Consider the following 18,526-nt stretch of genomic DNA (forward strand, 5'->3'; position numbering starts at 1 on the left):
ACAAAAAACGTCGATCACAAAAGAATTTAAGGCTTTCTTTACCCTTGTGACAGTACGGATAGTTTTTGCTATTTTAAAAAATGGGGAAAGTCTTTTATAGAATATATTTACTTAAGTCTTTATTTGCAACTACATCTTTCAGTTTTTCGTTTACATAATCTACATCAATATCAATTTTTTTGTCTGCCATAGTTGGAGCCTCAAAGGAAAGATCTTCAAGCAATTTTTCCATTATTGTGTGCAACCTTCTGGCTCCTATATTTTCTGTCTCTTCATTAATATCATAAGCAAAGCTGGAAATTTCCTCTATTGCAGTTTCGGTAAAATTAATTTTTATACCCTCTGTTTCAAGTAAGGCTTTATACTGTTTAACCAGAGAATTCTGAGGTAGTAACAGTATATCTTTAAAATTATCGCGACTGAGACTATCTAAATTCACCCGTAAAGGGAATCTCCCCTGAAGTTCTGGTATTAAATCAGCCGGCGAAGATACATGGAAAGCTCCTGCAGCAATAAAGAGAATATGATCGGTCTTTACTGAACCATGTTTGGTACTTACAGTTGATCCTTCAACAATCGGTAAAATGTCACGCTGAACACCCTGGCGAGAAACCTCAGGCCCCGAATTTGATTCTCTTCCTGCTATTTTATCAATTTCATCTAAAAAGATTATTCCATCTTCTTCTACTTTTTCAATCGCTTCTGACTTAACCTGATCCATATCAATTAATTTTTGTGCTTCTTCATCTTTAAGCATCTCTTTTGCCTGAGCAACAGTAACTTTCTTTTTCTGCTTTTTATTTGGAAAAATATTGCCCAGCATATCCTGAAAATTAATTCCCATCTGTTCCACACCAGATTCAGAAAAAACTTCCATCATCTGAGAATTACTTTCTTCTACTTCGATTTCTATTTTTTGATCATCTAACTTACCTTCTTTAATTCTTTTAAACATTCTTTTTCTTCTGGCAGCAACCCGATCGTCAGTATCAGAGTTAGAAGCATTAATATCATCAACCAAGTTCGAATAATAATCATCTTTCCCTTTTGATTTAGCAGGGAACATATGATTAACAATTCGCTGGATCGCCTGTTTTTCAGCCTCCTTTTCGACTGATTCCATTTTTTCTTCCTTTACCATTCTGATTGCTGATTCAGTTAAGTCTCTAATCATAGACTCAACATCACGGCCAACATAACCTACTTCTGTAAATTTAGTCACTTCTATTTTAATAAATGGAGCTCTGGCAATTTTAGCAAGTCTGCGTGCAATTTCAGTTTTACCAACTCCAGTAGGTCCAATCATCAAAATATTTTTCGGAATGATTTCATCTTTCATCTCATCTTTAACCAGTTTTCTTCTGTATCTGTTTCTTAAAGCTATTGCAACTGATCTTTTAGCTTTATTCTGTCCAATAATGTATTTATCAAGTTCAGCAACAATTTCCTGTGGGGTTAATTGATTAATCACCTGTTTCAGACTCACCTCCATCCAACTCCTCTAAAGTAATATTTTCATTGGTATAAATACAAATAGAAGCCGCTATTTTAAGTGCTTCACTGGCAATATCCCCGGCATTCAGACCCTGGCTGTGTTCTGAAAGTGCTGTAGCAGCCGCACGTGCATAAGGGCCACCAGAACCAATAGCAGTAATATTGCCATCAGGTTCAATCACATCACCATTACCCGAAATTATAAGGATTTCCTCCAGATTCGCAACAATTAGCAAAGCTTCAAGTTTTCGCAAAATTTTATCTGTCCGCCATTCTTTGGCCAGCTCAACAGCTGCCCGCTGCAGACTTCCATGATATTCTTCCAGTTTACCCTCAAATTTTTCAAACAGAGTAAAAGCATCTGCAGATGTCCCGGCAAAACCAGCTAAAATTTCACCATTATATAATCTTCTGACTTTTCTGGCTGTACTCTTCATAACTGTATTGCCCAGAGTGACCTGACCATCTCCAGCTAAAGCCATACAACCATTATGTTTCACAGCAACTATGGTAGTTGCATCAAAATCTGTAATTGACAATTTAGAACCTCCTTTACTTATAAGCTTATATTTTTTAAATTGTCACATGATTCAAAATATTTTAATCTATTTTGTTTATATTACCATGAAAAGATCAAAAAAGTCAAGTTATCGCTCTAAATTTCACAATATTTTAATCAATTTTTAATCTTTTACATAGGCAGCGTTTAGTTTTATTAGTTATCATTATTATTGCAAACGCTTTCCTAACAAGGTTTCTAAAAGCTTTCTCCAGAAATAACGCTAATCAATCTGGAGAAAGCTAATTTTTCTGGTTAATTAGTCTGCTTTTTCTGTATGTCCACATTCTTTATTAGTACACTTATAATGTTTACCTTTAGCCTTGGTAGTTTTCTCCACCATTAAACTGCCGCATTCAGGACATGGTTTTTTAACCGGTTTATTCCAGCTCATAAAATTGCAGTCAGGATAATTACTACATCCATAAAAAGTTCTACCTTTTTTGGAAGTTCTTTCTATAATCTCTCCATCCTCACATTCAGGACAGTCAACCCCTGTCTTAATCAAATAGGGTTTTGTATTTTTACATTCTGGATAACTTGAGCAGGCTAAAAATTTACCATAACGCCCGTATTTGACAACCATTGGGCTACCGCATTTATCACAGACTTCATCTGTTTCCTCAACTATTTGAACATTTTCCATATTTTCTCTTGCATTTTCAAGTCTCTCATAAAAAGGTTCGTAAAAATCTCTTAAGATTTTTTTCCAGTCTTCATTTCCATTTTCTATTTCATCAAGTCTCTTTTCAAGTTCAGCAGTAAATTCAACATCTGTTACATCCGGAAAATATTCAGTCAACAGCTCAGTTACAGTCTCCCCAAGTTCTGTTGGTTCAAAATAACGACCATCTTTTTTTACATAATCTCGAGATTCTATAGTTGAAAGTGTAGGCGCATAGGTACTCGGACGTCCTATACCTTCTTCTTCCAGTGTTTTTACCAGAGTTGCCTCAGAATATCTGGGAGGTGGTGTAGTAAAATGCTGCTCGGGATTTGTATCTATTAAACTATAGCCGTCACCTTCCTTTAAAACTGGAAGATCAATATCATCTTCCTTTTCTTTACCAGTTAAAATCAAATGACCTGGGAATAAAAGTCGAGAACCGCTGACTCTAAATTTATATTTATCTCCAGCCTTAAACTGAGCTGAAATACTTTCATAAAGAGCTGGACTCATCTGACTGGCTACAAATCTTTTCCAGATTAAATTATATAATTTATACTGATCCTTGGAAAGATGCTTTTTCATCTTCTCAGGAGTTCTCTGAGTATCAGTAGGTCTAATAGCCTCATGAGCATCCTGAGCATTATTATTATTCTTTGATTTTTTCTTAGAACTCTTTAAAAATTTATCACCAAATTTATTTAAAATATAATCTTTAGCTCCATTTTTTGCTTCATTAGAAAGTCGGGTACTGTCAGTTCTGATATAAGAAATCAGACCTACTGTACCTGAACTGCCGATATCTATACCTTCATAAAGCTGCTGAGCCAGGTACATAGTCTTTTTAGCAGTAAAATTAAGCTTATTAGAAGCTCTCTGCTGTAAAGTTGAAGTTGTAAAAGGTGATTTAGGATTACGTCTTCTTTTTCGCTTTTTAACTTTAACTATCTCAAACTCTTCTTTTTTAATATCAGCTATTACCTGATCAACCTCTTCTTTACTTTCCAGATTAAACTTTTTATTATCAATTCTATATAAATCTGCTTTAAGCTTTTCACCATTTTCATTTTTAAGAAAAATCTCTAAAGTCCAGTATTCTTCTTCTTCAAAATTGCGAATTTCTTCTTCCCTCTCACAGATGATTCTTACAGCAACTGACTGCACTCTACCAGCACTTAAACCTTTACGAACTTTTTTCCAGAGTAAGGGACTTAAACGATACCCCACAAGTCTGTCCAATAATCTTCTCGCCTGCTGTGCATCGACCAGATCTTTATTAATTGAACGTGGGTTTTTGATTGCATTTTGAATCGCATTTTTGGTAATTTCATTAAATTCTATTCTGTTATTTTCTGTATCAGATAACTTTAAAGCATAAGCTAAATGCCAGGAAATAGCCTCTCCTTCTCTATCAGGGTCAGTCGCAAGATAAACATCTTCACTTTTTTTGGCTGCTTTTCTTAATTTATTTAAAGTCTTACCTTTACCTCTGATCGTTATATAATTTGGTTCAAAATCATTTTCTAAATCTATACCTAATTTACTTTTAGGTAAATCACGAACATGTCCCATAGAAGCTTCCACTTTATAATTTCTGCCTAAAAACTTTTTTATAGTCTTTGCCTTTGCTGGTGATTCAACAATCACTAGATTCTTTTTTTTCTTTGCCATTAAATTGATACCTCCAGTAAACTCTTAGTTTACTCTCTGCTGTTTTGAAAAATTTCCATCAAATTCGTTAATTTCAGCTGATATTGTAATCATTAATTCAGAATCATCTACAACATCATTTATTATATCCCAGACAAGATCAGCTCTTAAATCATCTACTGATGCAACCTGCATCATTCTATAAATTATTATTTCCAGTTCATCTGCTGATAAAATACCAAGTCTATTAAGTTTATAAATTATTGTTTTTATTTCATTACTAAAATAAAAGCTCTCTACTTTAGTAAATACTCTATTATAGCCACTATTCATTTCGTAGTCTATATAAAAATCACGATCTTCAACTGAAATAACTTCACTAAATATAACTTCAAATGCCTCACTAATATCTTCAATTGTATATCCCTGATCTTCAAGTTCAATTATAATATCGTCCTGTTTTCGCCAGAGATCCTCATCATGGAGCATTTTCTGAATAAGAATGCTTAAGATTTCTATAACTTTTTTATTCATATTATTCTGGCATTTCTGCCGTTTAGACCTCCCTACCATAAGAAAATCTTTAACTAGTATATTATTATATTGGTTTAAGGAGATTTTGTAAACCCTTAAACTGATATTTTTTCCCTTTTAAACGAATTATCAGGTTCATCAGTTCTAATTTTACCAGTATTTGATCCAATTTTTCTGTAGTCAAATTACTTAATTTTAATAAATCATCATAATATATTTCTATTTCATGCTGAAAAAGTTTTAAAACAGTAATTTCCTCCCTATTTAATTCTGGATAAACAGAAGCAATTTGCTTATTATCATCTATAAATTCATTATGATGACATTTGTTTTTTTGTAAGTATCTGCTTAAATAATCAATTATATCATTTATATCTGTAAAGATAGCTGCCCCTTTTTTTATTAATCTGTTACAACCAATCGAAGCAGGGCGGTCAATATTTCCCGGTACTGCCATGATATCTTTGCCCTGATCTAGAGCATAATCTACTGTGATTAAAGTACCGCTTTTCTCTCCGGCTTCTACCACCAGAATTAAATCCGCTAATCCACTAATTATTCTATTTCTTCTGGGGAAATTTTTTGCCCTGGGAGCAATATTAGGATTAAATTCTGTCAGCATCAATCCCCGCTTTATTATTTTTTTTGATAATAACTTATTTTGAGAAGGATAAAGATAATTGAAGCCATTTCCGAGAACAGCCGTTGTTATACCATAATCCGCCTTCAGGGCACCTTGATGGGCTGTACTGTCTATACCCCTTGCCAGCCCACTAATTATATTAATTCCTTTATCAGCCAGAGTTTCAGCTGTTTTTGCTGCCACTTTGCGGCCATAAATAGTCGAATTTCTGGAACCAATCACTGCCACTGCTGGCAACTGAAAGTTTAAGCAGCCTCGATAAAAAATAACAGGAGGGGGATCGTATATTTCCTTTAATCTGTCTGGATAATCTTTATCGGTTAAGGTAAGATAATTTATATTTTCTTTTTTTAAATTTTTTAAAATTTTTACGGCATCAAATTTTTTCTTTTTTCGATTGAAATGTTTTATTTTAGAATCTGTCAGACCAAGCTCTTTTAAATATCTTTTATTTAATGACCACAGTTTTTCCAGATTCTCAAGTTTATTTGTTAAGTTAATTATCGTTCGCGGTCCAAAACCACTTAACTGATTTAAAAAAATTATTACAGCAGCATTTATATCCATATTTTACCTCCTAAGTTTTAATTATATTATATACCTAAAAAATACTAAAATCAATTTTTGTTTCAATCAATTATATCTAAGTTAAAAAAGGAAATAACCCTCGATCCTTGAATAATATAATTAACAGAAATTATCAAAAATCTAAAGGAGGTAAATTTATTGCTAAAATCTACTAAGTATAATACTATTTTATATTTTTTAAGTATTCTAGCCTTTATTATGGCTTTTATTATAGTTATACCTCTAATTCTAGCTTTTATCTATCAGGATGGTAATAATATTTATCAGGCATTTTATTATACGATTATAATTTCTTTAATTACTGGTACAATTCTAAAACTACCAACAGATCCAGAAAATATATATATTGATTTAACTACCGCCATGCTGCTCTGTGCTACAGGCTGGATTATTGTTTCCTTACTTGGGGCTCTTCCTTTTATGATTGGCATCGAAAAATCATTCATTGATTCTTTTTTTGAGGCTGTAAGTGGGTTTACTACTACTGGGATTACCGTTTTTACCGGTCTTGATTTAATGCCAAAATCTATAATTTTCTGGCGCAGTTTAATGCAGCTCCTGGGAGGACTTGGAATTTTAACTTTTTTTCTTTTAATTTCTACTCGAGCTCAGGGAGAAACCTGGCAGCTTTTTAGTGCGGAAAGTCATAAAATTAATGTTTCGCGGCCGGTTCCAAATATCTTTAAAACTGTAAAGATTCTCTGGATGATTTATTTAGGCTTTATGTTTTTAGAAAGTATTATTCTAATTTTTTTGGGCCTATCTGTTTTTGATGCTTTTACTCACAGTTTTACTACACTTTCTACCGGAGGATTTTCTCATTATGATGCAAGCATTGCCCATTATGCTAATAGTGGTTATTCTCATTATATTTTAATTGAATATATAATTACTTTCTTTATGTTTTTAGGCGGAGTCAATTTTCTGCTTCATTTTAGATTCTTTACTGGAAATTACAAAAGTATTAAAAACAACAGTGAATTAAAAACTTTTATCAAGCTAATTCTTTATTCGACAATTTTTATTACTATTTTGATTATTATTTTAAATACTGCTGGTAATTTTAACGCTGAAGAAATCTTTAGAAAAACTTTATTTCAGGTTACTTCTATTATAACTACTACAGGTTTTGGAACTCATGATATTAACTCTACTTTTTTCCCGGCAGCAGCCAGACAGATCTTTCTAGTTTTTATGCTAATTGGGGGTAGTGTTGGCTCTACTGCTGGTGGTATTAAAGTAATGCGACTAAATATCCTGGGACGCTTATTTAAAAGAGAAATTAAAAAAATTTATTTGCCAGATCATGCTGTTCTACCGGTAACACTTGATCAGGGTATTATTGATAGTGATGAAATAAATAAACTAACAGGTTTGTTTTCTTTCTGGCTGGTTTTAATTGTAGTAGGAGGTATTATTACTTCTATCTTTTCTGATTTGGATGGCTGGCAGGCTTTTTCAGGCATGTTTTCAGCCATGGGAAATATTGGTCCTTTTTTCTTTTCAGTAGAAAAAATGGCTTCACTCTCTCCAATTATAAAAATGACTTATATAATAGGAATGCTGGCCGGAAGGCTTGAAATTTTACCGATAATTATTTTATTTACTAAAAAAGCCTGGGAGAAATAATCTTTATATTATTTTGAAAATGGAGGTATTTATATGTATATAATTATTGCTGGTGGAGGTATTGCAGGTAGAAATCTTACTAAAAATCTTGTTCAAAAGCACGATGTAATTGTGATTGAAAAAGAACAGAGTGTTGCAGAAAAAATATACAGTAGATATGGGGCAGTAACTGTACTGGGTAGTGCCACCAGAATCGATATCTTAAAAGAAGCTGGAATAGAAAAATGCGATGTGGCAATAGCTGTTATGAGAGATGATGCAGATAACCTTTCTTTTTCACTTTTAGCCAAAAATTTTGGAGTTGATAAAATTCTGGTGAGAATGAGAGAACCTGAGTACGAAAATGCTTATCAGATGGCTGGAGCTACAAATATCGCAGCTACAATGGAGTTGATTGTGGATCGTTTTATTACAGACATTGAAGAACCTGATGTCCGCAAAGTAGCATCACTGGGAGATGGCAAAGCTGAAGTTTCAATTTTAACTATACCCCCGGAATCTCCAATTTCAGGAATGAAAATTTCTGATATAGTAAGTCAAAAAACTTTTCCTGAAAATTGTGTAATCGCAGGAATTTATGACAAAGCTCAGGACAGATATATTGTTCCAAGAGGAAATAGAGAAATTTTTGCTGGCAACCAGGTTTTTCTGGTCGCCTCAAAAGATGATATGGAAAGCGCTGCTGATTTCCTTTTAAATAAATAAAAAGACTGAGTGCAGTTGCTGCACTCAGTTTCTTTTTTTAATATAACTCTAATTCAGCTGAAAGTGAAACACTAATATTAACTTTTTGTTCTGCAAGAGGCACTTCAGAAAAATCTGCTGCTTCTGAACTTCTACTTAATGACCTTAAAGCATCACTGCCATAAATATTTTGCTGGCTAAAATTAAGCTCTTTTATTCTGTAATTTTCTTTGCCCAAATTTTCTGCCATGAAGGAGGCTTTTTCTTTAAGGCTGCTCAAGGCCGCTGCTGTAACTTCCTCTAATGCTTTTTCATTACTTTCTAAACGATAGTTTACATTAACAACTCTATTTGCCCCTGCATTCAGCAATCTACCAAGAAGAACAGGCAATTCTCCTAAATTTTTTGAACTAAATTTTATCTGATTTTTCACCTGATAATAGGTTACTTTTTTTTCAACATTTTCTTCGTCCTGTTTTACATATCTGGTATAGGGATAAACTCTAAAACCCTGTGTTTCTATTTTTTCCAGTTCTTGCGCCTCTAAAATAGTCATTAGATTACTCATTATTTTATTATTTGCTTCTACAGCAGCTGACTGCTCTGTGTCTTCATTTTCAAATCCAAGTACAACATCTACAATATCAGGATCATATTCCTGCTGCTGGCTGATACTTAAATTAGTAGTAATATAATCTTGATCTACTTTTTCTACTGATGTTTCTTTTTCTGCTTTTTCTACAGCTGGAGTATTAAAATACAGACCATTAACTACTATCACTGATAATAAAATTAAAGCTATAAAAACTAAAAACATACCTACATTTCTGTTCATAAATTACCCCTCCATTTACTAATAATGCTCTTTATTTGCTTATTAACTAATCTCTTAATTATATAATTCTAATAAGATTGGTAAAATCCTTTTTTATTTTTTTCTCGAAGAGCAAAAGAAATATTTTGATAGCCGTTATTTTTAAATTTTTCTATAAGAAATACCAGTGAAGCAAAATTACTCTCCTGGTCAGCATAGATTTTAACTTTTTCTACCGGGCCAGCATTTAATTCAGCAAATAATTTATCCAGCTGCTGCCTGGTGTATTCATTTTCCTGATAATATATCTGGTTTTGTTGATCCAAAAAGATACTTATACTTTTCTGCTCAGAACTCTGACCGATACTGCTGTCCGGTATGGTAATATTATATAGGGCTTCTTCTCCCTGCAGTGTAGAAGATACTAAAAAGAAAATTAAAAGCAGAAAAACAATATCTATCATTGGAGCCAGATTTAAAGTTGAACTTTTCTTTTTAGACTGATATTTCATTATTATTCAGCTCCTTAATCTCTTTTTTATAAAGAATACTCTCACTTTCTAATCTTAAGTTATTGAGCTGATTATGGAGTTTTTCTATTTTAGCATAAAAATAGTGGTAAAAAGCCGCAGCAGGTATTGATATAATTAAGCCAGCAGCAGTGGTAAATAAAGCTTCTGAGATTCCTACTGCCATCTGCTCCGGACTGCCCCCAACACCTAAAACCTGAAATGTTTTGATCATCCCGCTCACTGTCCCCAGCAGACCTATGGTTGGTGAAACCTGAGCAATAAAATTTAAAAATCCTAAATGTTTTTCAAGCTGTGGTAGTTTATCAACTTCTTCTGCATCGAGATATAAGTTAAACTCTTCTCTATTTTTTGGCTTTTTAGTTAAAGTATTACTATAAATCTCAGCAGCTATTCCTTTTTTATTATTTAAAATACTGGCTTTTTGTTTATTATCATTAAAATTAAGAACTGCCTCTAAATATTTATCCTTATTAATCTGTCTATAATTTAAAAAAAATATTATACTCCTCTCAAAAACTATAAAAATCATTAAAAATGCTGCTAAAAGTAGTGGGTATGCAGCAATACCTGCAGTTTCAATAAACTCTGTAATCATAAATTTTACCTCCATTTAATTTAACTTAAAACGAATTGGCAGATTAACAATTACCTCAACTTTATTACCATCTTTTTCTGCAGCTTCAAATCTCCAGTTGGAAACTGCACCAAGAGCAGCCTGATCAAAAGAATCATAACCCGAGCTCTGACTGATTTTTAAATCATGAGGCTTACCAGCTTTATCTATTCGCAAAGACATTATTACTTCACCTTCAATATTTCTTTTCCTCAAGTTAGAAGGATATTCTGGCTGAGAATAATTTATTATTCCTGGTTTTTTAATTGAATTTGATCTGTCTTTTCTTAAATCATAAACTTTATTTTCCTGACTGACTTTATTTTGCTCCTCATTAGAATTAAGAGGACTATTAGCTGAAGCTTTATCTTCTGTTACACCCTTATCACGAGCTTTATTATTATTTTTTTCTTCAGAAACGCTGTCCTGATTTGATTGAATATCCTCTCTATCTTGATTCTTATTCTCTGCAGTTTGATCAATATTTTCGTCTGCATCCGCCTCCAAATTGGCTATAAAACTATCTAAATCAAATTTTTCTTTTTGATTGTTAGCTTCCGGTTGCTCAGATTTTTCTTTTTCTAACTTATTTGATGAATTCTGCAGCCAGGGCGGCGGCTCATCTCTATTATCTGCTGCAGTTTCTTTTTCTTCAGTTGTTTTGGCTGGTGGATCTTTCTCTTCTATAATTTCTGCATCAGTTTTCTGAACTTCCGGATTTTCCTGAACCTCTAGCTCTTCCTCAATTTCTTGAGCCTCCGTAGTTTCTGTAGTTTCCATATTTTCTTGAGCTTCAACTTTTTTGACATTTTCTTTCTTTTTATCTCTAATTTCTTCGTCTCTTGGTTCTGAACTATTTTTATCTACTTCCTCTTCTGGCTCTAATTCTGCTGCCAGCGCATTTTCAGCTGAACTTTCTCTGTCAGCTTCATTCTGAGTATTTTCGGCAGGATTATTAGAAGCAGATAATAATAGTTCAACCTTAACCTCATTTTTGTCTAAAGGTTTTATATCCTCTGCTAGAAACCTGAGAGAGCTGGCTTCCAGCAGCAGGATAAGGGATAATGATAAGAGGAAGGCAGTTAGATATATTAATTTTTGCTTCATTATCATCATCCTTTCTATAGGTTAATTTGTAGGTTTAACTAAAATTTGGTGCTGAGGTTAACCATAAAGTTACGACCAGGCATTGGATAGCCATCTACTACTTCATAGTCTTTATCGAAAAGATTGTTAATTTCAAAAGCTAATTCTTTGCTTTCGCTTAAATCAGTAACTAATTTTAAATCAGAGATGAAATAAGAATCTACTTTACCTCCACCATAAGAGTTTGTTTCATCAACATAGCTATTGTCTAATACAAAATTATAATTTTCTTTGTCGTACTTTACATTTAATGCAAGCTGATTATAGGGCATATTTAATGACTGACCGTCTACACTATCATCTCTAGCCTCTAAATAGGTATAGGCAAAATCAATAGTCCAATTATCATCAAAGCTTCTTGATGTTAATAACTCAATTCCTTTAATATCAGCTTCATCAATATTTTCCATCATAGATGTATTAGAATTATAAGTAATTAACTGCTCAAAATTTCTTTGGAAAAATGTAATTTCTCTTCTGCAGATTGAATCTAAATATTTAAATCCAAGATCAAAAGTTTTTCCTGATTCTGCCTTTAAATTTTCATTACCTCCAAAACCATATAAATCAAGAAATGTTGGAGCTCTATAAGCTTCTCCATAATTAAAATTAAAATTCCAGTTATCAGTTAATTCATAGATATAGCCAAATTTCGGGCTAAGATTTGCTCCATATTCATCATGATCATCATATCTAGCACCATAAACAAAAATATTATTATTTAATCTAAACTTATCCTGAATATATAAGGCTTTGTTAAGATTTTCATGTGTATTATTAGTTGATAATTCATTATCTTCTACTTCATTTTCTATTATTTCAAAACCATAATTTATTGTGTGGTTATCAAAATTATAATTAGTTTCTTTATAATTTAAACCTCTTTTTAAAATATCTACATCAGTTATATTATAACCTGCTGGTCCAAACATTGACGCTGGATATCTAGTCTTATCATACATCTCCCGCTCATTATTGTAGACTAAAAGTGTTCTGTCTCTGTTTTTTAAATTTTGATCTAAAGAGATTCTAATGTTTTTATCCTGATCATCACGAAAACCATAATCATCATTTGCATCTGAACCAGGATAATTCGATTCAGTATTATTATATCTGTATGTAAAATTTAAGTTAGATCTTTTACTGAGATTATATTTGTACTTGATAAAAATATCGTCCCGATCTAAAGCTGACTTCTGATCAGGATCATCTCGATGATCATCACTGCTCAATTTGTCGTAAGAAATAAATACTGAAGAGTTATCAAAATTATAATTTGTTGTCAGAATATAATTTTGAGTGTTATATGAGCCAAAACCAAAATTAACCTCTGTTTCATTATCTTTATCGGCAGCTTGAGTTACAATATTAATTACTCCACCCATAGCATTTGCTCCATAAATTGATGATGAGGCAGACTTAGAAATTTCAATTCGTTTAATAATAGAAATTGGTATATCCTCTAACCTAATAACCCCATCCTGAGGACTATTTAAAGGCTGTCCATCGAGTAAGTATAATATTTGATCCTGTCTTGCTCCTCTAATTATTACATCTTTTTTTCCAGTTAAGCCACTAAAATTTTTAATATAAACTCCACCAGCATCCTGTAGAAGATCTGCTAAATTTCTGGCATTGCTAGCTTCTATCTCTTCCTGATCAATAACTTCAATACTGACTGGAGTCTCCATAATACTTTCCTGATAACGACTTGCTGTCACAACAATTTCATCCAATTCCATAACTTCTTCCTGGGCACTTACCGGCACTGCTAAAATCAAGAGTGCTGTAAGCATGACTAAAACTGTTTTCCTTAACATAAATAATTCCTCCTTAAGTTTTTGTCTGCTCACAGCCACCTAAGACAAAAAAGGCTAAATAAATAGAAAAAGACACCCTAAGGATACATTGAGGGTGTCATAATAGATATAGTTAGCCCACAACCAGTCCTGTCTCGAAGATGGCTGCCATCCTTTCAGGCAGGTCTCCTGACTTTACAGCTTTACCGATTTACCTTCCCCAGCACTATTGATGAGTGAGTGGTAATTAATCGGCCTACTGATTAACAGTGGCGGACCCGTTCAGGAATTTCACCTGATTCCCTATTATCTTCTAATTTAAAGAAGCACCTAAAAAGAGAACATTATTTTCTTTTCTAATAAATAATATTCTTTAAATTTAGCTGAATTCCTTTAATTAATTTTTAATATTGCAAAATAATTATCTTTTGAATATTATAGAAATTACTTATTTAGATATGTCATTATTTATCCTCTCCCAGATTATAATAAAAAAATAATTTTTATGCAGGAGTTTCTATATTTTTACATAATTATATAATATATTCTATTTAAGGAGGTATTTTGATGGCTTTACACAATAAAATTGGAAAAATCGGTGAAGATATTGCAGTAAAATATTTAAGACAGGAGGGTTATTATATTATTGAAAGGAATTATAGAAATAAATTTGGAGAAATTGATATTATCGCTGCTAAAAATAATTACACAATTTTTATTGAAGTTAAGAGCCGCAGCTCCGAAAACTATATTGAGCTGGCCCAATCTCTTTATTATAAACAAATTGCTCACCTGCGTCGAGCCGCTATCTTTTATTTCTCTGAAAAAAACATCCATTTAAGTTTAATCCGTTTTGACCTGATTGCTTTAAAAATTGATCCTGCTGCCAGAAGAATTGATAAATTGAAACATTTTAAAAATATAATTGACTAAATTAAATTATAAGAATTTAAGTAACTAAAAATATAATATACATTTATTGGGAAGGAGAAATCTAAATGTATTCCTATCTTTATTCAGCTGTTATTTATGGTGTTAAAGCAGAAATGGTAAAAGTTGAAGTAGATATTTCAAGAGGGCTACCCAGTTTTAATATTGTAGGTCTGGCCGGAAAAACTGTTAGAGAATCAGCTAAAAGAGTCCGCTCAGCAATTATTAATTCTGGTTTTGAATGGCCGGTCAAAAAAATTACTGTTAATCTGGCCCCGGGAAATATTAATAAATATGGATCTCATTTTGACCTGGCAATAGCTGCAGTGCTGCTTGAATGTTCGGGACAGATTAATATTAAAAATAAAAAAAATAAATTTTTTGCTGGAGAATTAAATTTAAATGGTAATATTAATCATGTAAAAGGACTACTCTCCATGCTGCTTGCCGCTTCCGAAAATAATTATCTCCAGGCTATTATACCTCAGGCAAATCAAAAAGAAGCCCTGCTGGTTAAAAATTTAACACCATTTTTGCTTAAACATCTGCGTGATGTTAATAATTTAGAAGCAGCAGAAAAAAATAATTTTATATCTGATTCAAATCAAAATTCTACTCTAAACTATCCAGAGTTAAGTCAGATCAGAGGTCAAAAAAATGCTAAAAATGCTCTAATCACAGCTGCAGCTGGCGGACACAATTTACTTTTGATTGGGCCTCCGGGCTGCGGTAAAACTGTTCTGGCAGAATCAATAGTAAAATTGCTGGCCCCACTCAACAAAAAAGAACTGCTGGAAACAGCCTCTATCTACAGTATTAATAATAACTTGAAAGAACTCAATTTAGAAAAGAAATACCGTCCTTTTATCGCTCCTCACCATTCTATTACCTCGGCTGCTCTAATTGGTGGAGGTCAGATACCAGTACCTGGAGAAATATCTCTGGCTCATAATGGTGTCCTCTTTTTGGATGAGCTGCCGGAATTCAAAAATTCTGTTCTGGCAAATCTTAGAGAACCACTGGAAAAAAAGGAAATTAAAATTGTCCGCCAGCAGGGAAGTTACTATTTCCCAGCAAATTTTCAGTTTGTAGCTGCAATGAATCCCTGTCCCTGTGGCTTTGCTGGAGTTAAAGATAGAGAATGTAAGTGTTCAAAAAGAGATATTGTCCGCTATCAGCAGAAACTATCAGGACCACTAAAAGATAGGATTGATCTACAAATTGAAGTTCTTCCTTTAAAAAAAGATGAAATCCTAACTAAAAATATCCCCGAAAAAGAAGTTAATTATCTTAAGAAAATAAAAAAAGCCCGCTTAATGCAGGCTCAACGATATGAAAAAACAAAAATAAAGAAAAATTCGGAATTGATGTTAGAAGATATAGAAAAATACTGTCAGCCTGACAGGAGAGGTAAAAAAGTTTTAAACCAGGCCTATGAGAACCTCAAATTAAGTGTTCGTGGTTATATAAGGCTAATGAGAGTAGCCCGAACTATTGCTGATTTAAACTCCAATTCTAAAATTACAGAATCCGATCTGATTAAAGCTATTGACTTTCGCTGGTATGCTGAAAAATCAGAAATGCTGCTTTAGATATCTAATTAAGGGTACACCAAGGATTAAAACAACAGCTGCCTCACTTAGACCAATCTGGATTACATTTAACCAATAAGGCAGTTCAAATAAAATATGAAGATAGATGCTGATCAAAAATGCGTTAAATAAAATTGGACTTAAATAGGCAAAAATATTATCACTATTTTTGTAGGTAACATAAGCCGCCAGCAAAGTAACCAGACTACCACCAATTATATCTACTAAACCAAGCCCTCCAATAATATTGGCCAGCAGTACTCCTAAAAATAAAGCAGGAACTGCTTCCGGAAATAAAATTGGCAATACAGTTAAAGCTTCAGCAGCTCTAAACTGAATCGGACCAAAACTTATTGGAGCTAAAAAATAAGTTATAACTACATATAGAGCAGTAATAGCTGCACCGCGGGCTAATCTTTTTGTATTCATTTTTCATCTCCTTTCAAAAAAATTGTAACTTTCTATTTTAAACAAATAATAAATTTTTAAATCAAAATCAATACTATTCAGGAACTCGGCCAAAGGATTTACGATGGATTGGAGAAGAGCCATATTTTTCTAAAGCAGCAATATGTTCAGCTGTACCGTAGCCCTTATTTGATTTAAAATTATACTGAGGAAATTTTTCTGCATATTCAAAAATAATATTATCTCTCGTTACTTTGGCAATAATTGAAGCAGCTGCAATAGCATTTACATCTGCATCTCCATTAATAACTGCTTTTTGCTCCACTGTTAAATTAGGGATAACCGCATTTCCATCAACAAGTAGAAGTTCAGGATTTTGATCCAGCTCTGGCAGCAGATCTTTAACTGCTCTCTTCATAGCAACAAAGGTCGCCTCCCTAATATTATACTTATCTATTTCACTACTTGAAGCCTGGCCAATCCCAACCTTTGCTCTGGCTTTGATTTTTGAAAATAAGATTTCTCTTTTCTTTTTAGATAACTTTTTAGAATCATCCAAACCATAAATCTTCGCTTCAGGATCCAGTACCACTGCAGCAGCTACTACAGGACCTGCCAGGGGTCCTCTACCGGCTTCATCCAGACCAACAATTACCTGATAGCCTTCAGCGGCAAGCTCAGTTTCAAGCTGGTTCATCTGCTCCCACTTAGCCCTGATTTTTTGCTGCTTTTTTATTTTACGCTCCAACCTGGCAGCTATCTTTTGAACTCCCTTACGAGAATCCTGATTTAGAATTTCGATTATTTTAGGCATCTCCTTTTTAACTTTCAGCTCAGAAGTAAATTTTTTTACTTCTTTAACAGTCAGCTGACTGAATTCTGGTAAATTCAAATCATTATTTTTCATTGTGATCAGCTGCTTTTAAATTTTCAGCTTCTGCTGGCTTTTCTAAAGTTATCTGGCCCAGCCTGCCATCTCTAAAATCATTAATTATAATTCCTGCTGCCCGGTTGCGATCTACCTTACCACCGGTCATCAAACATCCTCTTTTACGGGCAATATCTGCCAAAATATCATAGGGATGAGCTTCTAAATAATCAAGACTGTAAGCATCAAGCAGAATATCCTCATTAATTTCAATAATGAATTTAATCAATTTGTAAGCTGCCAGCTCAAAATCAAAAATGTCATTATCCACAGCACCGGTTAGAGCTAACTTATAGGCCTTATCTTCACTACTGAATTTAGGCCATAAAATTCCGGGAGTATCAAGCAGGCGCACCTTTTTGCTGACATTGACCCACTGTCTCCCCCTGGTTACACCCGGTTTATTACCAATAGTAGTAATATTAGAACCGGCTAAAAGATTAATTAAAGCTGATTTTCCGACATTAGGAATTCCAATAATCATTGCTCGCAGACGGCGAGGATTTCTACCTTTTTTAGATAGTTTTGATGCTATTTGATCATAGGTATTATTTAAAATACTCTTTAATTCACTAACTCCCTCACCAGTTAATGAATTTAATAAAACTGCATCTTCCCCGGTTTGTTTTTGAAAATAATTGATCCACTTCTGATTATAAGCTGGATCAGCCAGATCTTTTTTGTTTAAAACAGTAACCTTAGCCTGCTCATTAATTAATTTTCTTAAGTCAGGATTCTGACTGCTAATCGGAACTCGAGCATCAGCAACCTCAATTACAATATCAACTAACTTTAAATCCTCTTTTAATATTCTTTTTGCTTTGGCCATATGGCCGGGATACCACTGTATCATAATCAAAACTCCTTAAAACTTTTTCTGAATATTTTTTAAGTCCATAAATATTGAAAAAAGGTGGAGAAAACCCCCACCTTAAAATAATTATTTTCTTTCTTCTCTTTTTTCTTTAATTCTAGAAGCCTTACCTCTTCTATCCCGCAGATAGTAAAGACGAGATCTTCTAACATCACCACGGCGTACCACATTAATAGTATCAAGTTTAGTACTATGTAATGGGAAAGTTCTTTCCACTCCAACACCGTGTGCAATTTTACGAATAGTGAAGGTTTCGTTTAAACCACCACCATTTCTTCTAATTACAACCCCTTTAAAAGGCTGAAGTCTTTCTTTTCCACCTTCAGAGATTAATACTTTTAGATCTAATGTATCGCCAACAGCAAATTCGGGGATATCATTACGAATTTGTTCTTTCTCTATTTCATTGATAATGTTCATCTATAAACCTCCTCTCAAAAA

Annotated in this window: 18 protein-coding genes and 1 riboswitch; of the genes, 4 read left to right on the top strand and 14 right to left on the bottom strand. The window is 33.1% G+C overall.

Going from position 1 to position 18,526, the window contains the following annotated elements; translation table 11 throughout:
- Positions 1 to 94 precede the first annotated feature (94 nt).
- From hslU to dprA, 5 genes are all read right to left on the bottom strand, one after another.
- On the bottom strand, positions 95 to 1,492 hold the full coding sequence (hslU, locus tag DFR80_RS02645; RefSeq protein WP_199505763.1) for an ATP-dependent protease ATPase subunit HslU: 1,398 nt from the start codon (positions 1,490 to 1,492) through the stop codon (positions 95 to 97).
- The gene (hslV, locus tag DFR80_RS02650; RefSeq protein ID WP_076543553.1) at positions 1,464 to 2,033 is read right to left on the bottom strand and encodes an ATP-dependent protease subunit HslV; all 570 of its coding nucleotides are present in this window, start codon (positions 2,031 to 2,033) and stop codon (positions 1,464 to 1,466) included. The genes hslU and hslV overlap by 29 nt, the downstream gene beginning before the upstream one ends.
- 279 nt (positions 2,034 to 2,312) lie before the next feature.
- Positions 2,313 to 4,391, bottom strand: coding sequence for a type I DNA topoisomerase (gene topA, locus DFR80_RS02655; RefSeq protein WP_114489142.1), 2,079 nt, complete (start codon positions 4,389 to 4,391; stop codon positions 2,313 to 2,315).
- 24 nt (positions 4,392 to 4,415) lie between these two features.
- Positions 4,416 to 4,904, bottom strand: a complete 489-nt coding sequence (locus DFR80_RS02660; RefSeq protein ID WP_076543555.1) for a DUF494 family protein — start codon at positions 4,902 to 4,904, stop codon at positions 4,416 to 4,418.
- 64 nt (positions 4,905 to 4,968) lie between these two features.
- Positions 4,969 to 6,114, bottom strand: coding sequence for a DNA-processing protein DprA (dprA, locus tag DFR80_RS02665; RefSeq protein WP_076543556.1), 1,146 nt, complete (start codon positions 6,112 to 6,114; stop codon positions 4,969 to 4,971).
- Between the two features lie 159 nt (positions 6,115 to 6,273).
- Between dprA and DFR80_RS02670 the strand changes: the two genes are divergently transcribed.
- Together DFR80_RS02670 and DFR80_RS02675 are read left to right on the top strand one after the other, a co-directional pair.
- On the top strand, positions 6,274 to 7,764 hold the full coding sequence (locus DFR80_RS02670) for a TrkH family potassium uptake protein (RefSeq protein ID WP_076543557.1): 1,491 nt from the start codon (positions 6,274 to 6,276) through the stop codon (positions 7,762 to 7,764).
- Positions 7,765 to 7,797: 33 nt separating this feature from the next.
- Entirely contained in the window at positions 7,798 to 8,469 is a 672-nt protein-coding gene (locus DFR80_RS02675) for a TrkA family potassium uptake protein (protein WP_076543558.1), read from the top strand.
- A gap of 37 nt (positions 8,470 to 8,506) precedes the next feature.
- On the opposite strand, the gene DFR80_RS02680 is transcribed toward DFR80_RS02675, so the two are convergent.
- The 5 genes from DFR80_RS02680 to DFR80_RS02700 all read right to left on the bottom strand — a co-directional run bounded on the left by DFR80_RS02680 (position 8,507) and on the right by DFR80_RS02700 (position 13,374).
- Positions 8,507 to 9,283: an SIMPL domain-containing protein gene (locus DFR80_RS02680; RefSeq protein WP_076543559.1), complete on the bottom strand. Its 777-nt coding sequence runs from the start codon at positions 9,281 to 9,283 to the stop codon at positions 8,507 to 8,509.
- 68 nt (positions 9,284 to 9,351) lie between these two features.
- Positions 9,352 to 9,774: a biopolymer transporter ExbD gene (locus DFR80_RS02685; protein ID WP_076543560.1), complete on the bottom strand. Its 423-nt coding sequence runs from the start codon at positions 9,772 to 9,774 to the stop codon at positions 9,352 to 9,354.
- Positions 9,758 to 10,390, bottom strand: coding sequence for a MotA/TolQ/ExbB proton channel family protein (locus DFR80_RS02690; protein WP_076543561.1), 633 nt, complete (start codon positions 10,388 to 10,390; stop codon positions 9,758 to 9,760). The genes DFR80_RS02685 and DFR80_RS02690 overlap by 17 nt, the downstream gene beginning before the upstream one ends.
- A gap of 15 nt (positions 10,391 to 10,405) precedes the next feature.
- Positions 10,406 to 11,515: an energy transducer TonB gene (locus tag DFR80_RS02695; protein ID WP_158537672.1), complete on the bottom strand. Its 1,110-nt coding sequence runs from the start codon at positions 11,513 to 11,515 to the stop codon at positions 10,406 to 10,408.
- Positions 11,516 to 11,553: 38 nt separating this feature from the next.
- Positions 11,554 to 13,374 (bottom strand): TonB-dependent siderophore receptor, encoded by a 1,821-nt coding sequence (locus DFR80_RS02700; protein WP_114489144.1) that lies wholly within the window; start codon positions 13,372 to 13,374, stop codon positions 11,554 to 11,556.
- 140 nt (positions 13,375 to 13,514) lie between these two features.
- A riboswitch (cobalamin riboswitch) is annotated at positions 13,515 to 13,702 on the bottom strand.
- Between the two features lie 218 nt (positions 13,703 to 13,920).
- On the opposite strand from DFR80_RS02700, the gene DFR80_RS02705 reads away from it, so the two are divergent.
- On the top strand, positions 13,921 to 14,286 hold the full coding sequence (locus DFR80_RS02705; protein WP_076543564.1) for a YraN family protein: 366 nt from the start codon (positions 13,921 to 13,923) through the stop codon (positions 14,284 to 14,286).
- A gap of 65 nt (positions 14,287 to 14,351) precedes the next feature.
- On the top strand, positions 14,352 to 15,875 hold the full coding sequence (locus DFR80_RS02710; protein WP_114489145.1) for a YifB family Mg chelatase-like AAA ATPase: 1,524 nt from the start codon (positions 14,352 to 14,354) through the stop codon (positions 15,873 to 15,875).
- Here DFR80_RS02710 and DFR80_RS02715 read toward each other — a convergent pair.
- From DFR80_RS02715 to rplS, 4 genes are all read right to left on the bottom strand, one after another.
- Positions 15,858 to 16,304, bottom strand: a complete 447-nt coding sequence (locus DFR80_RS02715; RefSeq protein WP_076543566.1) for a QueT transporter family protein — start codon at positions 16,302 to 16,304, stop codon at positions 15,858 to 15,860. The two genes, DFR80_RS02710 and DFR80_RS02715, sit on opposite strands and share 18 nt — an antisense overlap.
- A 73-nt stretch (positions 16,305 to 16,377) precedes the next feature.
- On the bottom strand, positions 16,378 to 17,190 hold the full coding sequence (locus tag DFR80_RS02720) for a ribonuclease HII (protein WP_114489146.1): 813 nt from the start codon (positions 17,188 to 17,190) through the stop codon (positions 16,378 to 16,380).
- Positions 17,180 to 18,064 carry a ribosome biogenesis GTPase YlqF gene (gene ylqF, locus DFR80_RS02725; RefSeq protein WP_084566041.1) on the bottom strand — a complete coding sequence of 295 codons (885 nt, stop codon included), beginning with the start codon at positions 18,062 to 18,064 and terminating at the stop codon, positions 17,180 to 17,182. Before ylqF ends, DFR80_RS02720 begins: the two co-directional genes overlap by 11 nt.
- A gap of 87 nt (positions 18,065 to 18,151) precedes the next feature.
- The gene (gene rplS, locus DFR80_RS02730; protein WP_076543568.1) at positions 18,152 to 18,505 is read right to left on the bottom strand and encodes a 50S ribosomal protein L19; all 354 of its coding nucleotides are present in this window, start codon (positions 18,503 to 18,505) and stop codon (positions 18,152 to 18,154) included.
- Between the last annotated feature and the right edge of the window lie 21 nt (positions 18,506 to 18,526).

It is taken from the genome of Halanaerobium sp. ST460_2HS_T2 (assembly GCF_003337665.1).
Classification (GTDB): domain Bacteria; phylum Bacillota; class Halanaerobiia; order Halanaerobiales; family Halanaerobiaceae; genus Halanaerobium; species Halanaerobium kushneri.